The sequence below is a fragment of the Microbacterium sp. oral taxon 186 str. F0373 genome (assembly GCF_000411455.1).
In the GTDB taxonomy this organism is placed as follows: domain Bacteria; phylum Actinomycetota; class Actinomycetes; order Actinomycetales; family Microbacteriaceae; genus Microbacterium.
The window spans coordinates 1,609,064-1,628,403 of record NZ_KE150457.1 but is presented as its reverse complement, the minus strand read 5'-3'; the positions used below and the strand labels follow the sequence as shown (position 1 = coordinate 1,628,403).

The window sequence follows — 19,340 nt, the reverse complement described above, 5'->3', positions numbered from 1 at the left end:
ACCGAGGGTCGGGTGGCGTCAGGGGCAGGGATCAGGCGGGGATCAGCGTGTACTTGATCGAGAGGAACTCGTGGATGCCTTCGAGGCCCCCCTCACGGCCCACTCCGGACTGCTTGACACCGCCGAACGGCGCCGCCGCGTTGGAGACGACGCCCGCGTTCAGGCCCATCATGCCGGTTTCCAGACGGTCGATCATCCGCATGCCGCGCGCGAGATCCTCGGTGAAGACGTAGGACACCAGACCGTACTCCGTGTCGTTGGCGAGGCGCACGGCCTCCTCCTCGTCGCTGAACGTGGCGATCGCCAGCACCGGGCCGAAGATCTCCTCGCGGAGGATGTCGCTGCCGCCGGCCACGTCCGTGATCACGGTGGGCTCGAAGAACGTCCCCGGGCCATCGATGGCCGATCCGCCGGCGAGCAGGCGTGCACCGCGCGCGACGGCATCCGAGACGAGCGCCTCGGCGCCCTCGACGGCCTTGCGGTCGATGAGCGGACCGATCTGCACGCCGTCCTCGGTTCCGCGGCCCACGCGCATCGCGGCGACCCGCTCGGTGACGCGACGGGCGAACTCCTCGGCGACGGACGCGTGCACGATGAAGCGGTTGGCGGCGGTGCACGCCTGGCCGATGTTGCGGAACTTGGCGAGCATCGCGCCGTCGACGGCCTTGTCGAGGTCGGCGTCGTCGAACACGACGAACGGGGCGTTGCCGCCCAGCTCCATCGACACGCGCAGTACGCCCTCGGCCGCCTGGGCGATGAGCTTCTTGCCGACCGGCGTCGAGCCGGTGAAGGAGAGCTTGCGCAGGCGCGGGTCGGCGATGATCGGCGCCGAGAGCGCCCCCGAGCGGGTCGTGGTGACGACGTTGACGACCCCCGCCGGAAGGCCCGCCTCGACCAGGATGTCGACGAAGGCGAGCGTCGTCAGTGGGGTGAGCTCGGCCGGCTTGATGACCACCGTGCAGCCGGCGGCGAGCGCCGGGGCGATCTTGCGGGTGGCCATCGCGAGCGGGAAGTTCCACGGGGTGATGAAGAAGCACGGTCCGACGGGGCGCTGGCTGACGATCATGCGTCCCGTGCCCTCGGGGTTCGAGCCGAACCGGCCCGAGATGCGCACCGCCTCCTCGCTGAACCAGCGCAGGAACTCGCCGCCGTAGGTGATCTCGCCGCGCGCCTCCGCGAGAGGCTTGCCCATCTCGAGGGTCATCAGCAGGGCGATCTCGTCGGCGCGCTCCATCAGCAGGTCGAATGCCCGGCGGAGGATGTCGCTGCGGCGCCGCGGCGCGGTCGCCGCCCACTCCTCCTGAGCCGCGACCGCCGCGTCCAGGGCGCGGATGCCGTCTTCGGGCGACGCGTCGGCGATCTCGACCAGGGTCTCACCGGTCGCGGGATCGACGACGGGGAAGGTGCCGGCCGAGCCGGCGACCCACTCGCCGCCGATGAACAGCCCGCGGGGAACCTTCTCGAGCAGTGCGCTTTGCGTGATCAACGTGCGGCCTCCTTCAGGCGACGGGTGCTGGCAGGGGCGTCCGTGGCGAGGGTCTCGCCGCGGAAGAACGCGGGACGTGTCACCGACTGCCAGATCATGAGGGCGATACCCACCACGATGATGAGCATGCCGAGGATGAAGACGATCCCGACGCCGCCGACGTTGGCGCCGGAGCCGTACTCGGGTTTCATGGAGTCGATGAGCGTCGTGAAGAACAGGATGCCGAGGATCACGCCGCCCACGAGCGGGAACAGGAACGTGAAGAAGACGGTGCGCACCGAGTCGAACCACTGCTTGCGGAAGTACCAGACGCACGCGAAAGCCGTGATGCCGTAGTAGAAGCAGATCATCATGCCGAGCGTGAGGATCGTGTCCCAGAGGGTGTTCTCACTCACCACGCGCATGACCGCGTAGAACGCGGAGGCGACCACCGCCGACACGATCGTGGCGAAGCCGGGCGTGAAGAAGCGCGGGCTGACCCGCGCGAACGCCGGCGGGAGGGCGCCGTAGTGTCCCATCGACAGGAGCGTGCGCGCCGGTCCCACGAACGTCGACTGCAGCGACGACGCCGACGAGGTGAGCACCGCGAGCGACACGAGGAAGGCGAGTGGCCCGAGGATCGGTCCGGACAGGTGGAAGAACACGTTGCCCTGGATGTCCTCGTTGCCCAGACCCAGCTCCCCCGTGCCGACCCCGGCGTACATGATCATCGCGACGGCCAGCAGGAGGTAGATCGAGACGATCGTCAGCACCGTGATGGTCGCTGCACGACCCGGCGTCCTCTCGGGGTCCTTCGTCTCCTCGTTCATGGTGAGGGTGACGTCCCACCCCCAGAAGATGAAGATCGACAGCGACAGGCCCGCGGCGAACGCGCTGAACGAGCTGACGGCGAACGGGTTGAACCAGCCGATTTCGAACGGCTGGACGTCGAAGCCCTTGCCGCTGACGGCCTCGACGATGGCGGCGATCGCGAAGAACAGCAGCACGGCGACCTGGAAGGTCACGAGCACGTACTGCAGCTTCTGGGTGGTCTGCATGTCGCGGTAGGAGATGAAGGTGGCCGCGAGCATGAACAGAAGACACACGCCCACGTTGATCCACGTGTTCGACGCGAGGTCGGCGATCTCGGCGTTGCCCGTCACCTGCGACAGCAGCAAGAAGAGGAAGTCCACGGCGACGCCGGCCAGGTTCGACAGCACGAGGATCGTGGCGACCACGAGTCCCCACCCGGCCATCCAGCCGACCCACGGTCCGAAGGCGCGCGCCGCCCAGGTGAAGCTGGTCCCGGCATCCGGCATGCGGTTGTTGAGCTCGCGGTAGCCGAAGGCGACCAGGAGCATCGGGATGAATCCCACGAGGATGATCGCCGGGATCTGCGCGCCCACCGCGGATGCCGTGGGGCCGACGGCCGCCGTGAACGTGTACGCCGGGGCGATGCAGGAGATCCCGATGACGACGGCGCCGATCAGGCCGATCGTGCCGGCGCTGAGTCCCTTGCTGGAGAGAGCCCCGGTCGTGGAGGCGGCGTCGGTCGTGGAGGGTGTGCTCATCGTCGAGACTCCTCGGAGTGGGTTCGGGGGACGACGATCACCGGCACGGTGATCTCGTGCAGCATCTTCGCCGCGGTCGAGCCGAGGAACAGGCGGCGCGGCTGCGCGAGGCGGCTCGAGCCGACGAGCACGAGTTCACCCGGCTGCCAGTCGAGGTAGGACACGGCCTCCTCGATGCTGTCGCCGGCGGCGACCGCGACGTCGGTGTGCAGGCCGCCAGGAAGCTCCGCCCGAGCCGCCGCGAGCACCTCGTCGGCCTTCGTCGTGCCGGCGAGGCGGATGGCGCCCGTGTCGGCGGACGGCGGAAGATCGACCGGCAGCAGGGAGAGCAGTCGGACGGGCACGCCGAGGGTCTCCGCGAGCGCTGCGGTCTCGGCGATGAGGGCGTCGGCCCCGGGCCGCATGCCGATCGCGACCGTCAGCCGGGTGATGCCGGTCTCGGGCGCGATCTTGCGTGCCCCCCGCGGGACGAGGACGACCGGCACATCCGACGAGTGCAGCAGCTCGCTCGTCGTCGAGCCGAGGCGGTGCCGGCCGCGCGAGGCGCCGTCGGCGGCGCCGACCACGATGTACGAGGCACCCAGTTCGTCGGCGATCTCGATGAGGCCCTCGGCGAACGACTCGGCCGGGCGCACATGGGCGTGCGCGACGACGTCGGCGGGGATCCGATCGATCGCCTGGGCGATCCAGGTCTGCGCCTGCGCGTGCAGGTGCCGTTCGTACCCGGCATCCGGGGGCGTGATGACGCTGCGGTCGGAGCTGGGCAGGATGATCGCGACGTCGAGCACGGCGTCGAGGGCCGCCGCGAGCCGCGCGGCGAACGCGACGGCGTCGCGTCCGGGCTTGGTCGCGGTGTATCCGACGACGACGTGCCCGCTCACGTGTGGACCTCGTCCAGGATCTGCTGCGCCGCGAGGCGCCCCATGCGGATGGCTCCGTCGACGTGCTGGTAGCCGGCGCCGGCCATGTCGCTGCAGGCGAAGTGGATCGGTCCGACGGGGGTGCGCAGGTCGGCCCCGTAACGGTGCAGGCCGCCGAGGTCGAACGATGCCGCGTACGCGCCGCGCGTCCACTCCTCGCTGCCCCAGTCGCTCTCGTAGTAGACGACCGGATCCTTCGCCTCGGGGCCGTAGTAGTGGCTGAGCGACTCGAGGATGCGCTCCTTGCGCTCCTCGGCGCTGAGGCGGAACAGGTCGTCGGCCGTGCGGTCGGAGACGAAGCCCACGAGGGTTCCGCGCTCATCGCCGTGGTTCGTGTTGTCGTAGGCCTCGTGCGAGAGCTCGTAGGGGCTGAACGCCGTGCCCGACAGGCCCTTCTCTCGCCAGAAGGGCGTCTCGTAGACGGCGTGCACCTTGATGACGAAGCCCATCGAGATGTGCTGGTGCATCTGATGCTGCAGACGCGGCAGCGGCGGCACGAACGAGATGCGGTTGTACAGCACCGGCGCGAGCGCCAGGATCGCGTGGCGGGCGCGAACGGTGACACCGTCGGCGACGGCCACGACGCCCTCTCCCTCGGAGTACTCCAGGGTACGCACCGGCTGGCCCAGGAAGACGTCGTCGCCCAGGCGCTCGGCCAACAGCAGCGGCACCTGCTGCAGTCCGCCGACGACGCGCTTGTCGAGGATGAAGTCGGCGTCGACGAGGTTCGTGTAGCTTCCGGCGGATGCCGCCATCAGCAGCGACTGCAGCAGTGAGAAGGAATGGGTCGGCTTCGTGAGCATCGCCGATCCGGTGGGGAAGGCGAGGTTGCGGATGGCCTCGTCGTCCTCGGTCTGCTCGCGCAGCCACGCATCCCAGGAGACGGTGTCCCACTGCGCCGCCTGCGGATGGGCCCAGGGGCGGTCGGGGTCGATCTCGGCGACCATCGCGTCGAGGCGTGCGGTGACCTCGGCGATGGTCTTCTCGGTCTCGGCGCTCACGGGGAACATCTCGCCGGTGTAGCGGTGGGCGATGCCATCGGGTCCGATGTACACGCTGTCGCCGTCGCGGTAGCGGTCGAAGGTCTCCAGCCCCAGCTCCGCGATGGTCTCCTTGAGCGCATCCTGGTCGGGCGAGACCCACTGGCCGCCGATCTCGAGCATCGCACCCTCGATCGTGTCGGTCCACAGACGCCCGCCGACGCGGTCGCGGGCTTCGAGCACGGCGACCGACAGCCCCGCCTTCTTGAGCTGGTTGGCGGCGGTCAGTCCCGCCGCTCCGGCGCCGATGACGACGACGTCGCGCGTGATCTCGGTCATTGTGTCTCCTCTGTAGGCGCGGGGCCGGGGCGGGTCAGTGGGCGGCGAGGGCGGCGGCGACGACGTCGACGCCCTCGGTGAGCAGCTCGTCGGAGATCGACAGAGGCGGCAGGAAGCGGATGACGTTGCCGTAGGTGCCGCAGGTGAGGACGATCACGCCCTCCGCGATCGCCGCCTTCGCGACGGCGGAGGTCAGGGCGGCATCCGGGGCCTTCGTCTCGGGGTCGACGAACTCGACCGCGATCATCGCGCCGGCTCCGCGCACCTCGCCGATGCGCGCGTCGGACTGCTGCAGGGACTCGAAGCGGGCGCGGAGGATCCCCCCGATCTCGCGCGCCCGCTCGAGCATCCCGTCGTTCTCGAAGGCGTCGATCGCGGCGATCGCCGCCGCGCAGGCGACCGGGTTGCCGCCGTAGGTGCCGCCGAGGCCCCCTCCGTGGGTGGCATCCATGATCTCGGCGCGACCGGTGACCGCCGCCAGCGGCATGCCGCCCGCGATGCCCTTGGCCGTCGTGATGAGGTCCGGCACGATGCCGAACAGTTCGCTCGCGAACATCGCTCCGGTGCGGGCGAAGCCCGTCTGCACCTCGTCGGCGATGAAGACGACGCCGTGGGCGCGGCACCAGTCGACGACCGCGGGAAGGAATCCCTCGGCGGGCACGATGAAGCCGCCCTCGCCCTGGATCGGTTCGATGATGACGGCCGCAAGGTTGTCGGCGCCGATCTGCTTCTCGATCAACGAGATGGCCTTGGCAGCGGCATCCGCACCGCTCAGCCCGTCGCGCAGCGGGTACGAGGCCGGAACGCGGTAGACCTCGGAGGCGAACGGACCGAATCCGCTCTTGTACGGCATCGACTTCGCCGTGAGGGCCATCGTGAGATTGGTGCGGCCGTGGTAAGCGTGGTCGAACGCGACGACGGCCGAACGGCCGGTGGCCTTGCGGGCGATCTTGATCGCGTTCTCGACGGCTTCCGCGCCGGAGTTGAACAGCGCCGACTTCTTCGCGTGGTCGCCGGGCGTGAGACGGTTGAGCTTCTCGGCGACGGCCACGTACGACTCGTACGGCGAGATCATGAAGCAGGTGTGCGTCATCTGCGCGACGGCGGCCTGGACGGCCGCCACGACGCCCGGGTGGGCGTTGCCCACGCTCGTGACGGCGATGCCACTGCCGAGGTCGATGAGCGAGTTGCCGTCGGCGTCGACCACGACGCCCCCGCCGGCGGCGACGGCTTCGATGGGCACCGTGTGCGCGACGCCCGCTGCGACGGCGGCGCTCTTGCGCGCCAGAAGTTCCTGCGACCGGGGGCCGGGGATCGCGGTGACGAGACGGCGCTCCTGCGCCAGGGACGGACCGCCGACGACGGCGCTGTCGATGATGCTCATGCCGGGAGCGTATGAGCCTCGGATGCCGAGCCACACCCTCCGCCGTGTACATTCTGTGATCAGGCACATACGCGGCGTACAGTCACGTCGTGCCCGTCGTCGGGCACCGGCCCCGGATCGACCGAGGACCGCGCCACGGAGGAGGCTGCCGCCCATGACCGAGACGCAGCCGACCCTGCGCGCCCTTCTCGCGCGCCGCGACCTCGACCTGCGGCTCGCCTCCCGCCCCGACGATCTCGACGAGGGAGCGCTGGACGCGCCGCTGCGGTGGGTGCACAGCTCCGACCTCATCGACCCCACTCCCTTCCTCGCCGATGACCTGCTGCTGCTGACGACGGGCACGCAGTTCGTCGGAGCCGGCGCCGACGGCGAATCGGGCGATGACGCCGCCGCCTACGTGGCGCGCCTGCGCGCCCGCGGTGTGCGCGGGTTGGGGTTCGGCACCGAGGTGGTGCGCGACGGCATCCCGCCCGCGCTCGTTCTCGCCTGCGCCGCGCAGCGGATGCCGCTGTTCGAGGTGCCCTACCGCACGCCGTTCATCGCGCTGGCACGGGCGAACGCCGAAGCCATCGCCGCGCAGGCGTATGCCCGTCGCACCTGGGCGCTGTCGGCGCAACGGGCGATCTCGCTCGCCGCACTGCGTCCGGACGGGCTGGCGGCGACCGTCGCCGAGCTCGCGTCTCAACTCGGCGCGTGGGTCGGACTGTTCGACGCCGCCGGCACCCTGACCCAGAGCGCCCCCGCCGACGCCCTCGACGACGGAGCCGTCGCCGCCGTCACGACAGAAGCCGGTGCCGTGCTGCGCCGCGGGGCGCGTGCGGCGTCGACGCTCGAGATCGATGATCGACGCGTCACGATGCAGACCCTCGGCCGTGGAGGGCACCTCCGCGGACTCATCGCAATCGTCGGCGCCGACCTCGACCTGGAGGGACGCAGTGTCGTGACGTCGGTCATCGCGATGGCAGGCCTCGCCCTCGAGCAGAACGTGGGACTCGGCCGCGCCCGCGCAGCGCTGCGAGCCGGACTGCTGCAGACGCTCCTCGACGACGACCCGCACCTGGCGCGGCGCGTCTCGCGCGAGCTGTGGGGCCCGTTGCCGGCGAGCCCCGTCGTGGTCGGGGTCGCCGCCGTCGCCGCCAACCGCACCGACGCCGCCGTCGACTGGCTCGAGCTGCAGGCCGCCGAACGCGGCGGCCTGTTCTACGCGCGCAGCGGCGACGGCCTCGTCCTCGTCGTCTCCGCCGACGACGAGGGCGCGCCCACCGCGCTCGCGGATCTGCTGGATGCCGCGGTGGGGCTTTCGGAGCCCAGCGACTACAGCGGATTCTCCCGCGCCCACGCGCAGGCCCTCACCGCGCTGCGCACCGCCGTGAGCGGCACCGTCGCGCGCTTCGCGGATGCCGCCGGCGTGCTGTCGAGCCTCGACTCCCCTGCCGCCCGCGCCCTCGCCGACGCGCGGCTGCGCCCGCTGCGGGCGCACGATCAGGCCCAGGGCACTGCGCTCGTGGAGACCGTGCGCACCTGGCTCACCCACGACGCGCGCATCGACGAGGCCGCGCGGGCTCTCGGCATCCATCGCCATACGGTGCGCGCCAGGGTGGCGCAGGCGCAGCAACTGCTGGGTGTGGATCTGTCGAGCTTTCCGGCGCGTGCGGAGCTGTGGGCCGCGCTCGTCGCCGCCGGGTGATGCGGTCTTGGCGGATTCTTGGCGCGGATGTGGGTGAATGGTGGCGGCGAGGATCGGAGGAGCGATGACCCGCGACGGTGCACGGCCACGCCTGCTCTACGTCGAAGACGACCCGACGATCGCGGGGATGACGGTCGAGGTGCTCTCCGAGGTCTATGACGTCACGCACCTGACCGATGGCCTCGCCGCACGGGAGCGCGTGCTCGCCGAGCGCTTCGACGTGCTGGTCGTCGACCGGCGCCTGCCCGGGCTGGACGGCGTGGAGATCGTTCAGGCGATGCGCACCGCACGCCTCACCACGCCGGTGCTGCTGCTGACGGCTCTCGGTGCCGTCGCCGACCGGGTCGACGGCCTCGACAGCGGCGCAAACGACTACCTCGTCAAGCCGTTCGACTTCGAGGAGCTGCTCGCGCGACTGCGCGCCCTCGTGCGCGGTCACCACGCCGAGGGACGTCGGCGCCACCTCGGCGACTGGACCTTCGTCGCCGAGTCGCGCACCCTCTACGGCGACGGCGGCGAACGCGTCACGCTGACGGCGACCGAGGCGCGCCTGGTGGCGCTGCTGAGCGAGAGCCCCGAGCACGTCTTCTCCCGCGACGAGATCCTCCGTGCCGTCTTCTCCTCCGATGATGCACTGAGCTCGGTCGACACCTACGTGCACTACATCCGCCGCAAGGCGTCGCCCGAGATCATCGAGACCGTCCGTGGGCGCGGCTACCGCGCGGGGAGCCCCGCGTGAGCGACGAGACGGACCGCCGCCGCATCCGTCGCGCCGCGGCGCACGTCGGCCTGCTCGTCGGGGCCGCGTCGGCCGTGGTGGTGACGGCGGGCGTGGCGATCCTGGTGGCCGTGCTGCTGCTGTCCGCCCGCCCCGAACTGCACCGAGACGGCGACGGCGGGGGGCGCATCCGACCGCCGGACGGCGACCGCATCGTGGTCGACGTCGACCACATTCTCCCCTGGGTCGTCCTGCTGGGCCTCGCCGGAGTCGCGCTGCTCGCCCTGGTCGCCTGGTTCGCCGCGCGACGCGCGGTGGCCCCGCTCGCCGATGCGCTGCGCCTGCAGCGCCGCTTCGTCGCCGACGCGAGCCACGAGATCCGCACGCCGCTGACCGCCCTGACGAGCCGCACGCAGATCCTTGAGCGCCGCCACCGGCGCGGCGAGGACCTTTCCGACACGCTCGCGGCGCTGCGCGCCGATGCGTCGGTCATGGATGCCGTGCTCACCGACATGCTGCTGACAGCGGAGGGGGCGGCGACGGATGCCGAGCCGGCGACGGTCGACGCGGCGCTGCGGGCCGCGGCTGCGACGGTGGCACCGCTCGCCGAGGAGGCCGGTGTGCGCATCAGCCTCGGCGTCGACGACGATGCCGGCGCCGGCCTGCGGGTGCGCCTTCCCCGCGTCACGCTCGACCGGCTCTGCGTCGCACTGCTCGACAACGCGGTGCAGCACACCACGGCCGGCGGCGAGGTCGCACTGTCGGCGCGATCGGACGGGCGGGGCGTGGCGATCCGGGTTCGCGACGGCGGCCCCGGGATTGCCGACGACGATCGTGAACGCATCTTCGAGCGCTTCGCCCGCGGTCCGGAGTCGGGTCGGCGCCGCGGCTTCGGACTGGGTCTCGCGCTCGTGCGCGAGGCGGCCGAGGCCGCCGGGGGCCGGATCGAGATCGAGCGGACGTCGCCAGCCGGCACCACCATGCTGCTCTGGGTGCCGCAAGTGCCGTGAGGCTCTCAGGCAGCGGTCGCGACGCTGGTCGCCGCGACGGTCTCGATGCCGACGCCGGCGACCCACCGACGGACACCGACGGCGGTGACCGTCATCGCCGAGCGCAGTGGTGCGTCCCACAGCCACCCGGCGTCCTCGTCGCCGGCGACGGCGAGGGCGGTCGCCCACACGTCGGCGGTGGTGAGGTCGTCCGCGACGACCGTCGCACTCACCGCAGTCGACACGGGCACGCCGGAGCGCGGGTCGACGAGGTGGGCGCCGCGCTCTGCGGTGCCGGAGGTCGCGACGGCGCCGTTTCGCACCCGCAGCGTCGCGAGGACCGCCCCCTGCCGTGCCGGGTCGGCGATCCCCACGCTCCACGACCAGCGCGCGCCGGGGGCGGTCCACACCCTCAGGTCGCCGCCGACGTTGATGCCGACGGCCGTCACACCGGCCACCGCGAGCAGCGGCTCCAGATGCGCCGTCGCCGCACGCTCGGTCGCCCACCCCTTCACGTAGCCGGTGGGGTCGAAGCCTTCGCGCCAGAAGGCGCTGAAGCGCCCACCGGTCGCCCCCTCGAGGCGTCGACAGGCATCCGCCACTTCCGTCAGCCGCGGATCGGCGTCGGCGAAGGTCAGCTCGCCGCGGCGCAGGCGCGAGAGCTCCGAATCCGCGCGGTACGTCGAGAAGATCGCCTCCAGCTCGCGGAGCATCGCGACGGTGGATGCCGCGGCATCCGCCGCCGTCCTGCTCGCGGACGCCGCGCCGATGACGTGGATGCTGGCCGTGGTGCCCATGACTTCCGCCGTCCAGGCCCGACGGCTCGGGTCGCTCATGCCGAAGCCTGGTCGATCGCCGACTGGAGGGAGTCGAGATACCCGGTGCTCGTGTACGTCGCCCCCGAGACCATGTCGATCTGCGCGCTCTGCGCCGAGAGCGTCTCGGAGATCAGCTGCGGCAGGGCGTCCTGGTTGATCTGACGGTCGCGGCTGCTGTAATCGGGGTAGGCCGGCGTCTGCACGTCGGTGATCACGCCGCCCGAGACGGTGATCTGCACCTGCAGCGCCCCGTAGCGCGTGTTGACCGCGGAGCCCGTGAACGTGCCGTCGGCGAGCCCGCTCTTCGACGTGGTCGTCGTCGAAGAGGTCGCCCCCGACGACGAGCTCGAACTCGACCCGCCGGGGGTCGTCGTGGTCGACGAGGTCCCGGCCGACGGCGACGCCGGAGCCGGGGTGACGCGGGTGGCGTCCGTGCGATTCGCGTTCAGCGGTGCGGCGACGGCCGCGTCCTCGGGAAGGGAGGTGCGATAGCTGAACAGCAGCACGAGGCCGCTGACGGTCGCGAGCAGGGCGTAGACGATTCTCTTCATGGTGGTGTCCTCTCTGAACTCAGACGCCGAAGGCTTCGCTGTGGATTTGAGCGGCCGGCACCCCGGCAGCCCGCAGGTCGCGACGCACCGAGGCCATCCACGGCTCGGGGCCGCAGAGGTAGACGTCGTGATCGTGGATGCCGGGCACCATCCGCCGCAGCATCTCCGCACCACGCCCATCGGCGAACGTCACCGGCAGCCACGTCGATCCGGCGCGGCGGCGCGGACCGTGCAGAGCCACGTGGTGCAGGCCCCGGCGCGCGACCAGGCGCTCGATCTCGCGCACGCGCATCGACTCGGCCGCCGCATGGTCGCGAGTGATCAGGATCGCCTCGCCGGGCGCATACGGCTCGGCCTCGAGAAGCGAGACGAGGGGTGCGACGCCGGCGCCGGCACCCATCATGACGATCCCCCGCCGCGTCCGCGCCTCGCCCGTGAACTCGCCGTAGGGCCCTTCGATCAACACGCGCGTGCCCCGGCGGAGAGTCGCCAACCGGCGCGTCCCGTCGCCGACCATGCGGGCCGCGACGACGAGTTCGCCGCGGCGGGGGTCGGCCGCCAGCGACAGCGGGACTCCGCGCGTCCAGCCGGGTGCGCCCAGAAACCGCCAGACGAAGAACTGACCGGCGCGGGCGCCGAGGCGCTCCAAGCCGCGTCCGCGCATGCGGACCACGACGCCCACCGGCCCGTCTGCCTCGACGGCGACGACGCGGATGTCGTGACGCGCGGAGCGCCACAGCGGCAGCGCCACGCGGAAGACGATGACCGCGGCGGCGGTCGCCGCCCACAGTCCCCACCAGTACACCTCGGCGAGCGGATGCGCGGCGAAATCGGCGCCGGTCCACAGCATGTGCGGAATCGCCAGCCCGACACCGAGGTACCCGTACAGGTGCAGCAGGTGCCACGACTCGTAGCGCATGGCACGCCGCGCTCGGCGGATGCTGGTCACCACGACGAGCACCAGCAGGCCCGTTCCCGCCGTCGCGAGCATCATCCCGGGGTAGTTCCCGACGAAGTCCCACAGCTGGGCGATCACGTTGACACCGGCCTGGGCGGCGTAGCCGACCACCAGCAGGGCGATGTGGGCCAGCAGCAGCCAGAACGACCAGAAGCCGACCCAGCGGTGCATCCGCGTGATCGCATCGCGCCCGAAGGCTCGCTCGAACAGCGGCACGCGCGCCATCAGCAGCACCTGGTACAGCAGCAGATTCGCCGAGACGAGACCAGTGATCCGCCCCAGCGTGTTCAAGGTGTCGGCATCCATCGCCCGCAGGTCCTGCACGGCGCCACCGGCGATCCACAGCGCGACGACGAACAGGCTCGTCGCCCAGATGACGCCGATCGCGAGCAGCCGCCAGAGGGGGCGGCGCGAGCGGATGCCGACGCGCGGCACGGCGGCGATGAATGTGGATCGCGTGGCGGCCTGTGTGGTCATGCGTCGAGCGTCGCCGACCGGCTCTGAGACAAGGCCAAGAATCAGCGGCTCACGCGGCATCCATAGGAATCTGATAGCCCGCCGACACGGACGATCGACATCCGCAGCTGCGCCGCAGCACGACCCGCGGCGCGAACACCGCGTCGAAGCGGGCGTGCCCGTCGGGCAGCGCACCGGCGGTGCCGGCGAGGATGCGGGCGGCGGCGCGCCCCATCGCCTCCATCGGCTGGCGCACGGAGGTGAGTGTCGGCGTGCTGAGCCGACCGGCCAGGATGCCGTCGAACCCGGTGACGGCCACCTCGTCGGGCACGCGCACGCCGAGGCCGGCGAGCGCATCCAGCGCCATGAGGGCGTGCTGGTCGCTCGCGCAGACGAGAACACGCGGCAGCGCACCGCGGACGTGGAGCGCGCCGAGCTGCTCGAGCATCCGATGCGGACCGCGCACGGTGCCGTCGATCGGCTCGTCACGGGGACGCAGACCCCACCGCATCAGCGACGCCCGGTACTCCCGAAAGCGTTCGGAGTTGTCGAAGCCCTCCTGGCGCCCGACGAAGGCGACGTCGTCGTACTGGTGGTCGCCGACGAGGTGGTCGATCAGCGCACTCATCCCTCCGGCGTTGTCCACGCGAACGCGGTGATGGGGATCGTCGCCGGGAGCGACACTGAACAGCACGGTCGGGATCGTCGCGGGCATCCGCAGCAGGGCCGCCGGCAGCACCGGCGACGGGAAGATGGCCAGTCCGTCGACCCGGCCCGCCGTATCGGCGACCGACACGTCGCTGTCGGAGCCGCTGGAGAGCATGACGGGCCGTCCGAGCATCCAGCATTCGAGCGCGAAGCCGCGCTGCACCTCGTCGACGTAGAGCGGGAACGCGCGCGGGTCGGCGAGGGTCTCGTCGTCGGACTGCGACCACGGGATGATCGACGCGGCATCCAGCGGCGAGCGCGCATCGGATCGCGGGGGTGTGACGTCGCGCGGGTCGGCCCGCTCGAGCATGAGGTCGAACGCGTGCAGGCCGAGGGTGCCGGTACGCCCGTTCGCGAGCCCGCGCGCGGCCGCGCTCGGGGCGTACCCCAACCGCCGCGCGGCGGCCAGCACCCGCTCGCGCGTGGCTTCGCTGATCCGCTCGGGGCGTCGGAAGGCGAACGACACGGAGGCGATCGAGACCCCCGCCTCCTGTGCGACGTCGTAGACCGTCGGACGGCGCGAGGCGGCATCACTCATCGGCTGTCCCTTCGTCATCGTCGGCCTGCGACGGCTCGCGTGCGCGTCACCGGTCGGCGCGTTGTCCCGCCGGTACCGCCAGCTCGAGACCGAAGTGCACCGCGAACAGCGGATCACCCGTATCCGACGGTACATCTTCGCGAGCGGCGCGCACGGCATCCATCGACCGCGGCAGTTCCACCGGCAGGCGCCCCTCGGGAGCGACACGACCGGTGAGCACATCGAGCACGGCGCGCGCGGAGCTGCCGAAGTCGACGACGATCGCCGACGCGAACTCCGCAAACGGTGTGAGGATGCCGGGCCGGTCGAGGTTGACGACGAGCACCAGCGGGCACTGCTGCGCGATCCGTCGCATGCGGTAGACGCGCCCGGGCGGGAACTCGAGCGAGCCCTGGTGGAACCAGGCCTCGAGGAAGAGATCGTCGCGCGGCTCGAACGGGGCGCCGAGACGCACCAGCGCGAGATCCGCGGCGGCGGGGTCGGCGACGATCTCGCCCAGCTCGGCGACGTCTTCGGGGCGGAACCCCTCGACGTACACCCGGCGCCCGGCTCCGCTCAGCGGCAGCACCGGGTGATCCGCGTCCCGCGTCGGACGGTTCTGCACCACCGTCAACGAACGCGCCTGCGCCCGCTCCCCCTCCGCCCGGAACTGCGCGTTGCCGACGATGCGCTCGGCCGCGTCGGGGTCGACGAACGGGTCGTCGAACAGGCCCAGCTGGAACTTCACCCGCAGGATGCGGTGTGCCGACACGTCGATGCGCTCCTCGGTGACGCGACCGGCGCGCACGAGATCGATCAGCAGGTCGACGCACTCCTCGCCGCCGAACTGGTCGGCCCCGGCATCCAGGATCTTGAGCATCCGCTCGCTCGGCGACAGCTCCTCGACGCCCCACGCGCGCGCCGGCAGCACCTGGTCACCCACGTGGTTGTCGTTGACGAGCTCCCAGTCGGTGACGACGACCCCGTCGAAGCCGAGCTCGCCGCGCAGCAGGTCGGTCACGATCTGGCGGTTGTAGCCGAAGCCGACCTCCTCGATCGGCACGCCGTCGCGCTCCAACCCGACGGGCATGCCGTAGTACGGCATCATCGCCGCGGTACCGCGCCGGATCGCCTCACGGAACGGCTCGAGGTGGTACTCGAACATGCCGCCGGGGTAGACCTGCTCGCGGCCATACGGGAAGTGCGCGTCCTCGCCGTCCTTCTGCGGGCCGCCGCCGGGGAAGTGCTTCGTGGTGCAGGCGACGCTGTCCGGACCCAGCTCATCGCCCTGGAAGCCCTGCAGATAGGCGGCGGTGAACTCGGCGACCCGCGCGGCATCCTGCCCGAGGGTCTGGGCCTGCCGCCCCCAGCGGGGCTCGGTCGCGAGGTCGATCTGGGGGTGCAGGGCGGCGCGGATGCCGACGGCGCGGTACTCCTGCCGCGCGACGTCGGCGAACCGGCGCACCGTCTCGACGTCGTCGATCGCCGCCAGTCCGAGACCCTCCGGCCACTGCGAGAACGGGCCGGCGGCGAAGCCCACGCCGGTGTTCTCGACGAACGCGTGCCGCGGATCGGTGCTGACGGTGACGGGCACCCCGTGCGGGGTCTGCGCGGCCAGGGCCTGCAGGTTGTTGTTCCAGACGGCGGCCTGCCGGGCGGAGCGGATGGCGTGCACGTTGAAGTGCGACAGGTGTTTGCCCCGGACGACCGTGGTCGTCGGCGACTTCGAGATGCGCCCGGGCGCCTCCAGCAGCTCGCCCTCCTCCCCCACCTCGATGACGGTCTGGAACATCAGCCCGCACTTCTCCTCCAGGCTCATCCGGGCCACGAGATCGGCGGCGCGCTCGTCGGCGCTCAGGCGCGGATCCTCGTACCGATCCATCACCCCGTTGCCGTTGAGGTCGCGGAAGCGGGCGCCGTCGGGCGCGGTGAGATACGTGGGGGTCATGATTCTCTTTCTCGAGGCGGGTCGCGGGGGCTCACTTGAGCCCGGTCGTGGCGACGCCCTGGATGAAGTAGCGCTGCAGGAAGACGAACAGCAGCAGGATCGGCGCGATCACGAGCACGGACCCCGCCAGCAGCAGGCCGTAGTCGGTCGCGTTCTGTCCGGTCGAGTACAGCGAGAGCGCCACCGGGAGCGTGTACATGTTCTCGGTCTGGGCCGCGACGAGCGGCCACAGGAAGTTGTTCCACGACGCGAGGAAGGTGAGGATGCCGAGCGTCGCCAGCGGCGGCCCGCACAGCGGCATGACCACCCGGGCGAAGATCCGCAGCTCTCCGGCCCCGTCGATGCGCGCGGCCTCGATGAGCTCGTCGGGGATGCCGAGCATGAACTGGCGCATCAGGAACACCCCGAGCGGCGTCGTGATGAACGGCAGGATCAACGCCGCGTAGCTGCTGGTCAGCCCCAGCGAGGACACCATGACGAACAGCGGCACGAACGTGACGACGCCCGGCACCATGAGGGTCACCAGCACGACGGCGAACAGGATCTTCTTACCGGGGAAGTCCATCTTCGCCAGCGCGTAGCCGACCATCGAGCAGAACACGAGGTTTCCGAGCACGGTCAGCAGGGCCACGACGATGCTGTTGGTGAAGAAGCGGCCGATGTCCAGCGGACCGAACCACTGGGCGAAGTTGTCCCACGTGAACTCGCGCGGCCACCAGGTGGGCGGGCGCTGCAGGATCTCCGACTGGGTCTTGACGGAGCCCAGCAGCATCCAGGCGAACGGCAGCATCCAGACGATGAGCCCGACGACCAGCACGGTGTAGGTGACGGCGCGGCCGGTGAAGACGCGACGGGCACGCCGCGGCGGGCGGGCGATGGCAGGAGCGGTCATGACGAGGTCCTCTCAGTCCTTCGTCCGCAGCAGTCGGAACTGCAGCAGGCTCAGCAGCGCGATGGCGAGGAACAGGATGTAGCTGGCCGCCGAGGCGACGCCGTACTGCCCGAAGCCGAACTGCTTGAACGTGTAATAGGCCACCGACAGGGTCGAATCGAGCGGTCCGCCCTGCGTCATGACGAAGGCCTCCTCGAAGAACTGCAGGAAGCCCACCGAGATGAGCACGGCACCGAGCAGGAGCGTCGGGCGCAGCATCGGCAGGGTGACCGAGGTGAGCCGCCGCCACGCGGAGGCGCCGTCCATCATGGCGGCCTCCTTCACGTCGGTCGGGATCGCCTGAAGCCCGGCGAGGAAGATCACCATGAGCGTTCCCACGTTGCGCCAGACCGCCGTCGCGATCAGCGAGGGAAGGGCCCACGTGGTGTCGTTGAGCCAGTCGGGCCCGTGGATGCCGATGAGCGCGAGCGCACTGTTGAGAAGTCCGTCGGGCTGAAGGATGTAGCGCCAGACCACCGCGACAGCCACGATGCTGGTCACCACGGGGGCGTAGAAGCCGACCCGCAGGAAGGACACGATGCGTCCGCCGCCGGAGTTCAGCGCGAGAGCGAGCGCCAGCGCGACCGCCATCGTCACCGGGATGCCGACGACGACGAAGGTCGCCGTGACGCCGATGGACTTCAGGAACGTGGGGTCGCTCAGCACCTTGACGTACTGGTCGAGGCCCACGAAGTCGACAGAGAACGGAGAGCGGATGTCCTGCGCGCGGAAGTCGGTGAACGACATGGCGAACGAGCCCACGATCGGCACGATCATGAACAGCGCGAACACGATCACGAACGGGAGGGCGAACCCCCACGCGATCCATCCTTGACGCCGGCGGCGGGACGACCCGCGCCGGCGACCACGGCCGCGACCGGTGACGGCGACGGCCGCTCCGGTCGCGGCCAGTGATGCCTGCGTCATCTGGATCAGCCCATTCCGAGGGCGTCGGCCTTGCTCTGCAGCTCCTTCATGGCGTCTGCAGGGCTCTGCGTACCGAGCCGCACCTTCTCCAGCACGGCGTCGCCCGCTGCGGCGACCTGCACCCAGGTCGTCGTCGCCGGCACCGACTTGGCGGTCTCGAGCTGTGTTCCGAACGCCGCGAGCGTGGGCTGCGAAGCCAGCGCCTGGTCCTTCCACGCGGCCTGAACGGCGGGCAGATCACCGGTCTTCTCGTACCACTTCGCCTGCGTTGTCGGGTCGGTCAGCCACTGGGCGAGCTTCCACGCCGAGCGCGCGTTCTTCGAGTTCTTGAAGACGGTGAGGTTGGCGCCGCCGCTGAACGAGGTGGACGACTGCTTCGCGGGCAGCACGGCCGTGGCGAACTTGCCCGAGAAGTCAGCGCCGCGGAGCTTCTCGAGGGCGCCGATCATGAAGGGGCCGTCGATGAGCATCGGGGTCTTGCCCGCGACGAAGTCCGCCTCCTGCGCGCCCGACGAGCGGTCGGCGGCGGGGTTGGCGATGCCCTTCTGGAAGAAGCTCTGGTAGTACTCGTACCCCTCCACCATCTGCGGAGTGTCGAGGGTCCAGGTCTTGCCGTCGGTGAGCGAGGCTCCGTTGGACCACGGCATCCACAGGGTTCCCTGGAACGAGTCGTTGCCGCCGGGCAGGCGGATGCCGTACTCGGCACCGGCCTTGGACTGCATGTCGGCGGCCATCTGGCTGAGCTCGTCCCACGTGGCGGGAGCCTTGGTCCACCCGGCCTTCGCAGCGAGATCCGTGCGGTAGTAGAGCACGCGAGTGTCGACGTACCAGGGCGCACCGGTCATCCGATCGCCCACCTTGGTCGACGAGACGGCACCCGGGAACGAGCCCGAGGTGTCGAGGTCGGTCGGCACGGTCTGGAACGCGTCGGCGAAGTCCGCCATCCAGGTCGAGCCCATCATCGCGATGTCGGGCGTCGTGCCTCCGGCGATGGCCGTCTGGATCTTGCTGTAGGCGGCATCCCACGGAATCGCGGTGACCTCGACCTTGACGCCGGGGTTGGCGTCTTCGAACGTCTTGACGAAGTCGGGCAGGGCCTCGCCCTCCGCGCCCATCGCCCACATGGTGATCGTGCCTGTGGCCGGCTCGCTGCCGATCGTCGTCGCGGCGTCGGGTGCGCTGGCGGTGTCATCTGCGCGGCCGCATCCCGTCAGCGCGAGAGCGCCGACGGCGACCAGAGCGATGGCTCCCAGTCGTACGTGTTTCATGGTTCCTCCTCGAACGGGACACCCGCTGCGGTGTCGGCTCTCACTTTACTTATGCGCATAACCTGCGTCAAGCACCCCCCGCCCGCCTCCCGACCGCCCGCGAGTACGCCTTTTCGCGAGACACCGTCTGCGCACCGAGACACCGGTGCACAGCGGCCGTCTCGGTGCAGGGATGGTGTCTCGCGGGGCGTACGCTCGGCGGGGT

15 protein-coding genes and 1 pseudogene are annotated in these 19,340 nt (G+C 70.8%); 3 read left to right on the top strand and 13 right to left on the bottom strand.

Annotated elements, in window-relative coordinates; all coding sequences use genetic code 11:
- Nucleotides 1–31: 31 nt before the first annotated feature.
- The 5 genes and pseudogenes from HMPREF1529_RS07600 to gabT form a co-directional block, all read right to left on the bottom strand.
- Nucleotides 32–1,486, bottom strand: a complete 1,455-nt coding sequence (locus HMPREF1529_RS07600; protein ID WP_016464375.1) for an NAD-dependent succinate-semialdehyde dehydrogenase — start codon at nucleotides 1,484–1,486, stop codon at nucleotides 32–34.
- Nucleotides 1,483–3,036: an APC family permease gene (locus tag HMPREF1529_RS07595; protein WP_016464374.1), complete on the bottom strand. Its 1,554-nt coding sequence runs from the start codon at nucleotides 3,034–3,036 to the stop codon at nucleotides 1,483–1,485. Before HMPREF1529_RS07595 ends, HMPREF1529_RS07600 begins: the two co-directional genes overlap by 4 nt.
- Entirely contained in the window at nucleotides 3,033–3,917 is an 885-nt protein-coding gene (locus HMPREF1529_RS07590) for a universal stress protein (RefSeq protein WP_005049986.1), read from the bottom strand. The genes HMPREF1529_RS07595 and HMPREF1529_RS07590 overlap by 4 nt, the downstream gene beginning before the upstream one ends.
- Nucleotides 3,914–5,278: pseudogene (locus HMPREF1529_RS07585) on the bottom strand (flavin monoamine oxidase family protein); the annotation flags it as partial. The gene HMPREF1529_RS07590 and the pseudogene HMPREF1529_RS07585, both read right to left, overlap by 4 nt.
- Nucleotides 5,279–5,309: 31 nt before the next feature.
- On the bottom strand, nucleotides 5,310–6,659 hold the full coding sequence (gene gabT / locus HMPREF1529_RS07580) for a 4-aminobutyrate--2-oxoglutarate transaminase (protein ID WP_157533870.1): 1,350 nt from the start codon (nucleotides 6,657–6,659) through the stop codon (nucleotides 5,310–5,312).
- A 154-nt stretch (nucleotides 6,660–6,813) separates the two neighbouring features.
- Between gabT and HMPREF1529_RS07575 the strand changes: the two genes are divergently transcribed.
- The 3 genes from HMPREF1529_RS07575 to HMPREF1529_RS07565 all read left to right on the top strand — a co-directional run bounded on the left by HMPREF1529_RS07575 (nucleotide 6,814) and on the right by HMPREF1529_RS07565 (nucleotide 10,074).
- A complete protein-coding gene (locus tag HMPREF1529_RS07575) occupies nucleotides 6,814–8,346 on the top strand; it encodes a helix-turn-helix domain-containing protein (protein ID WP_016464371.1) in 1,533 nt (510 codons plus the stop codon).
- Between the two features lie 64 nt (nucleotides 8,347–8,410).
- On the top strand, nucleotides 8,411–9,085 hold the full coding sequence (locus HMPREF1529_RS07570) for a response regulator transcription factor (RefSeq protein ID WP_016464370.1): 675 nt from the start codon (nucleotides 8,411–8,413) through the stop codon (nucleotides 9,083–9,085).
- The gene (locus HMPREF1529_RS07565) at nucleotides 9,082–10,074 is read left to right on the top strand and encodes a sensor histidine kinase (RefSeq protein ID WP_016464369.1); all 993 of its coding nucleotides are present in this window, start codon (nucleotides 9,082–9,084) and stop codon (nucleotides 10,072–10,074) included. Before HMPREF1529_RS07570 ends, HMPREF1529_RS07565 begins: the two co-directional genes overlap by 4 nt.
- A gap of 5 nt (nucleotides 10,075–10,079) precedes the next feature.
- Here HMPREF1529_RS07565 and HMPREF1529_RS07560 read toward each other — a convergent pair whose 3' ends face one another.
- From HMPREF1529_RS07560 to HMPREF1529_RS07525, 8 genes are read right to left on the bottom strand one after another with little or no spacing between them, the layout of a single operon-like run.
- A complete protein-coding gene (locus HMPREF1529_RS07560) occupies nucleotides 10,080–10,889 on the bottom strand; it encodes an FAD:protein FMN transferase (protein ID WP_016464368.1) in 810 nt (269 codons plus the stop codon).
- Nucleotides 10,886–11,422, bottom strand: a complete 537-nt coding sequence (locus tag HMPREF1529_RS07555; RefSeq protein WP_016464367.1) for an FMN-binding protein — start codon at nucleotides 11,420–11,422, stop codon at nucleotides 10,886–10,888. Before HMPREF1529_RS07555 ends, HMPREF1529_RS07560 begins: the two co-directional genes overlap by 4 nt.
- Before the next feature lie 19 nt (nucleotides 11,423–11,441).
- Complete coding sequence (locus tag HMPREF1529_RS07550; RefSeq protein ID WP_016464366.1) at nucleotides 11,442–12,857, bottom strand: ferredoxin reductase family protein; 1,416 nt, start codon at nucleotides 12,855–12,857, stop codon at nucleotides 11,442–11,444.
- A gap of 49 nt (nucleotides 12,858–12,906) precedes the next feature.
- Nucleotides 12,907–14,082, bottom strand: coding sequence for a LacI family DNA-binding transcriptional regulator (locus tag HMPREF1529_RS07545; RefSeq protein ID WP_051120826.1), 1,176 nt, complete (start codon nucleotides 14,080–14,082; stop codon nucleotides 12,907–12,909).
- Nucleotides 14,083–14,128: 46 nt separating this feature from the next.
- Nucleotides 14,129–16,009 (bottom strand): glycoside hydrolase family 3 protein, encoded by a 1,881-nt coding sequence (locus tag HMPREF1529_RS07540; protein WP_016464364.1) that lies wholly within the window; start codon nucleotides 16,007–16,009, stop codon nucleotides 14,129–14,131.
- 31 nt (nucleotides 16,010–16,040) lie between these two features.
- On the bottom strand, nucleotides 16,041–16,901 hold the full coding sequence (locus HMPREF1529_RS07535; protein ID WP_016464363.1) for a carbohydrate ABC transporter permease: 861 nt from the start codon (nucleotides 16,899–16,901) through the stop codon (nucleotides 16,041–16,043).
- A gap of 12 nt (nucleotides 16,902–16,913) precedes the next feature.
- Nucleotides 16,914–17,867: a carbohydrate ABC transporter permease gene (locus HMPREF1529_RS07530; RefSeq protein ID WP_016464362.1), complete on the bottom strand. Its 954-nt coding sequence runs from the start codon at nucleotides 17,865–17,867 to the stop codon at nucleotides 16,914–16,916.
- A 5-nt stretch (nucleotides 17,868–17,872) separates the two neighbouring features.
- Nucleotides 17,873–19,135, bottom strand: coding sequence for a sugar ABC transporter substrate-binding protein (locus HMPREF1529_RS07525; protein ID WP_016464361.1), 1,263 nt, complete (start codon nucleotides 19,133–19,135; stop codon nucleotides 17,873–17,875).
- Between the last annotated feature and the right edge of the window lie 205 nt (nucleotides 19,136–19,340).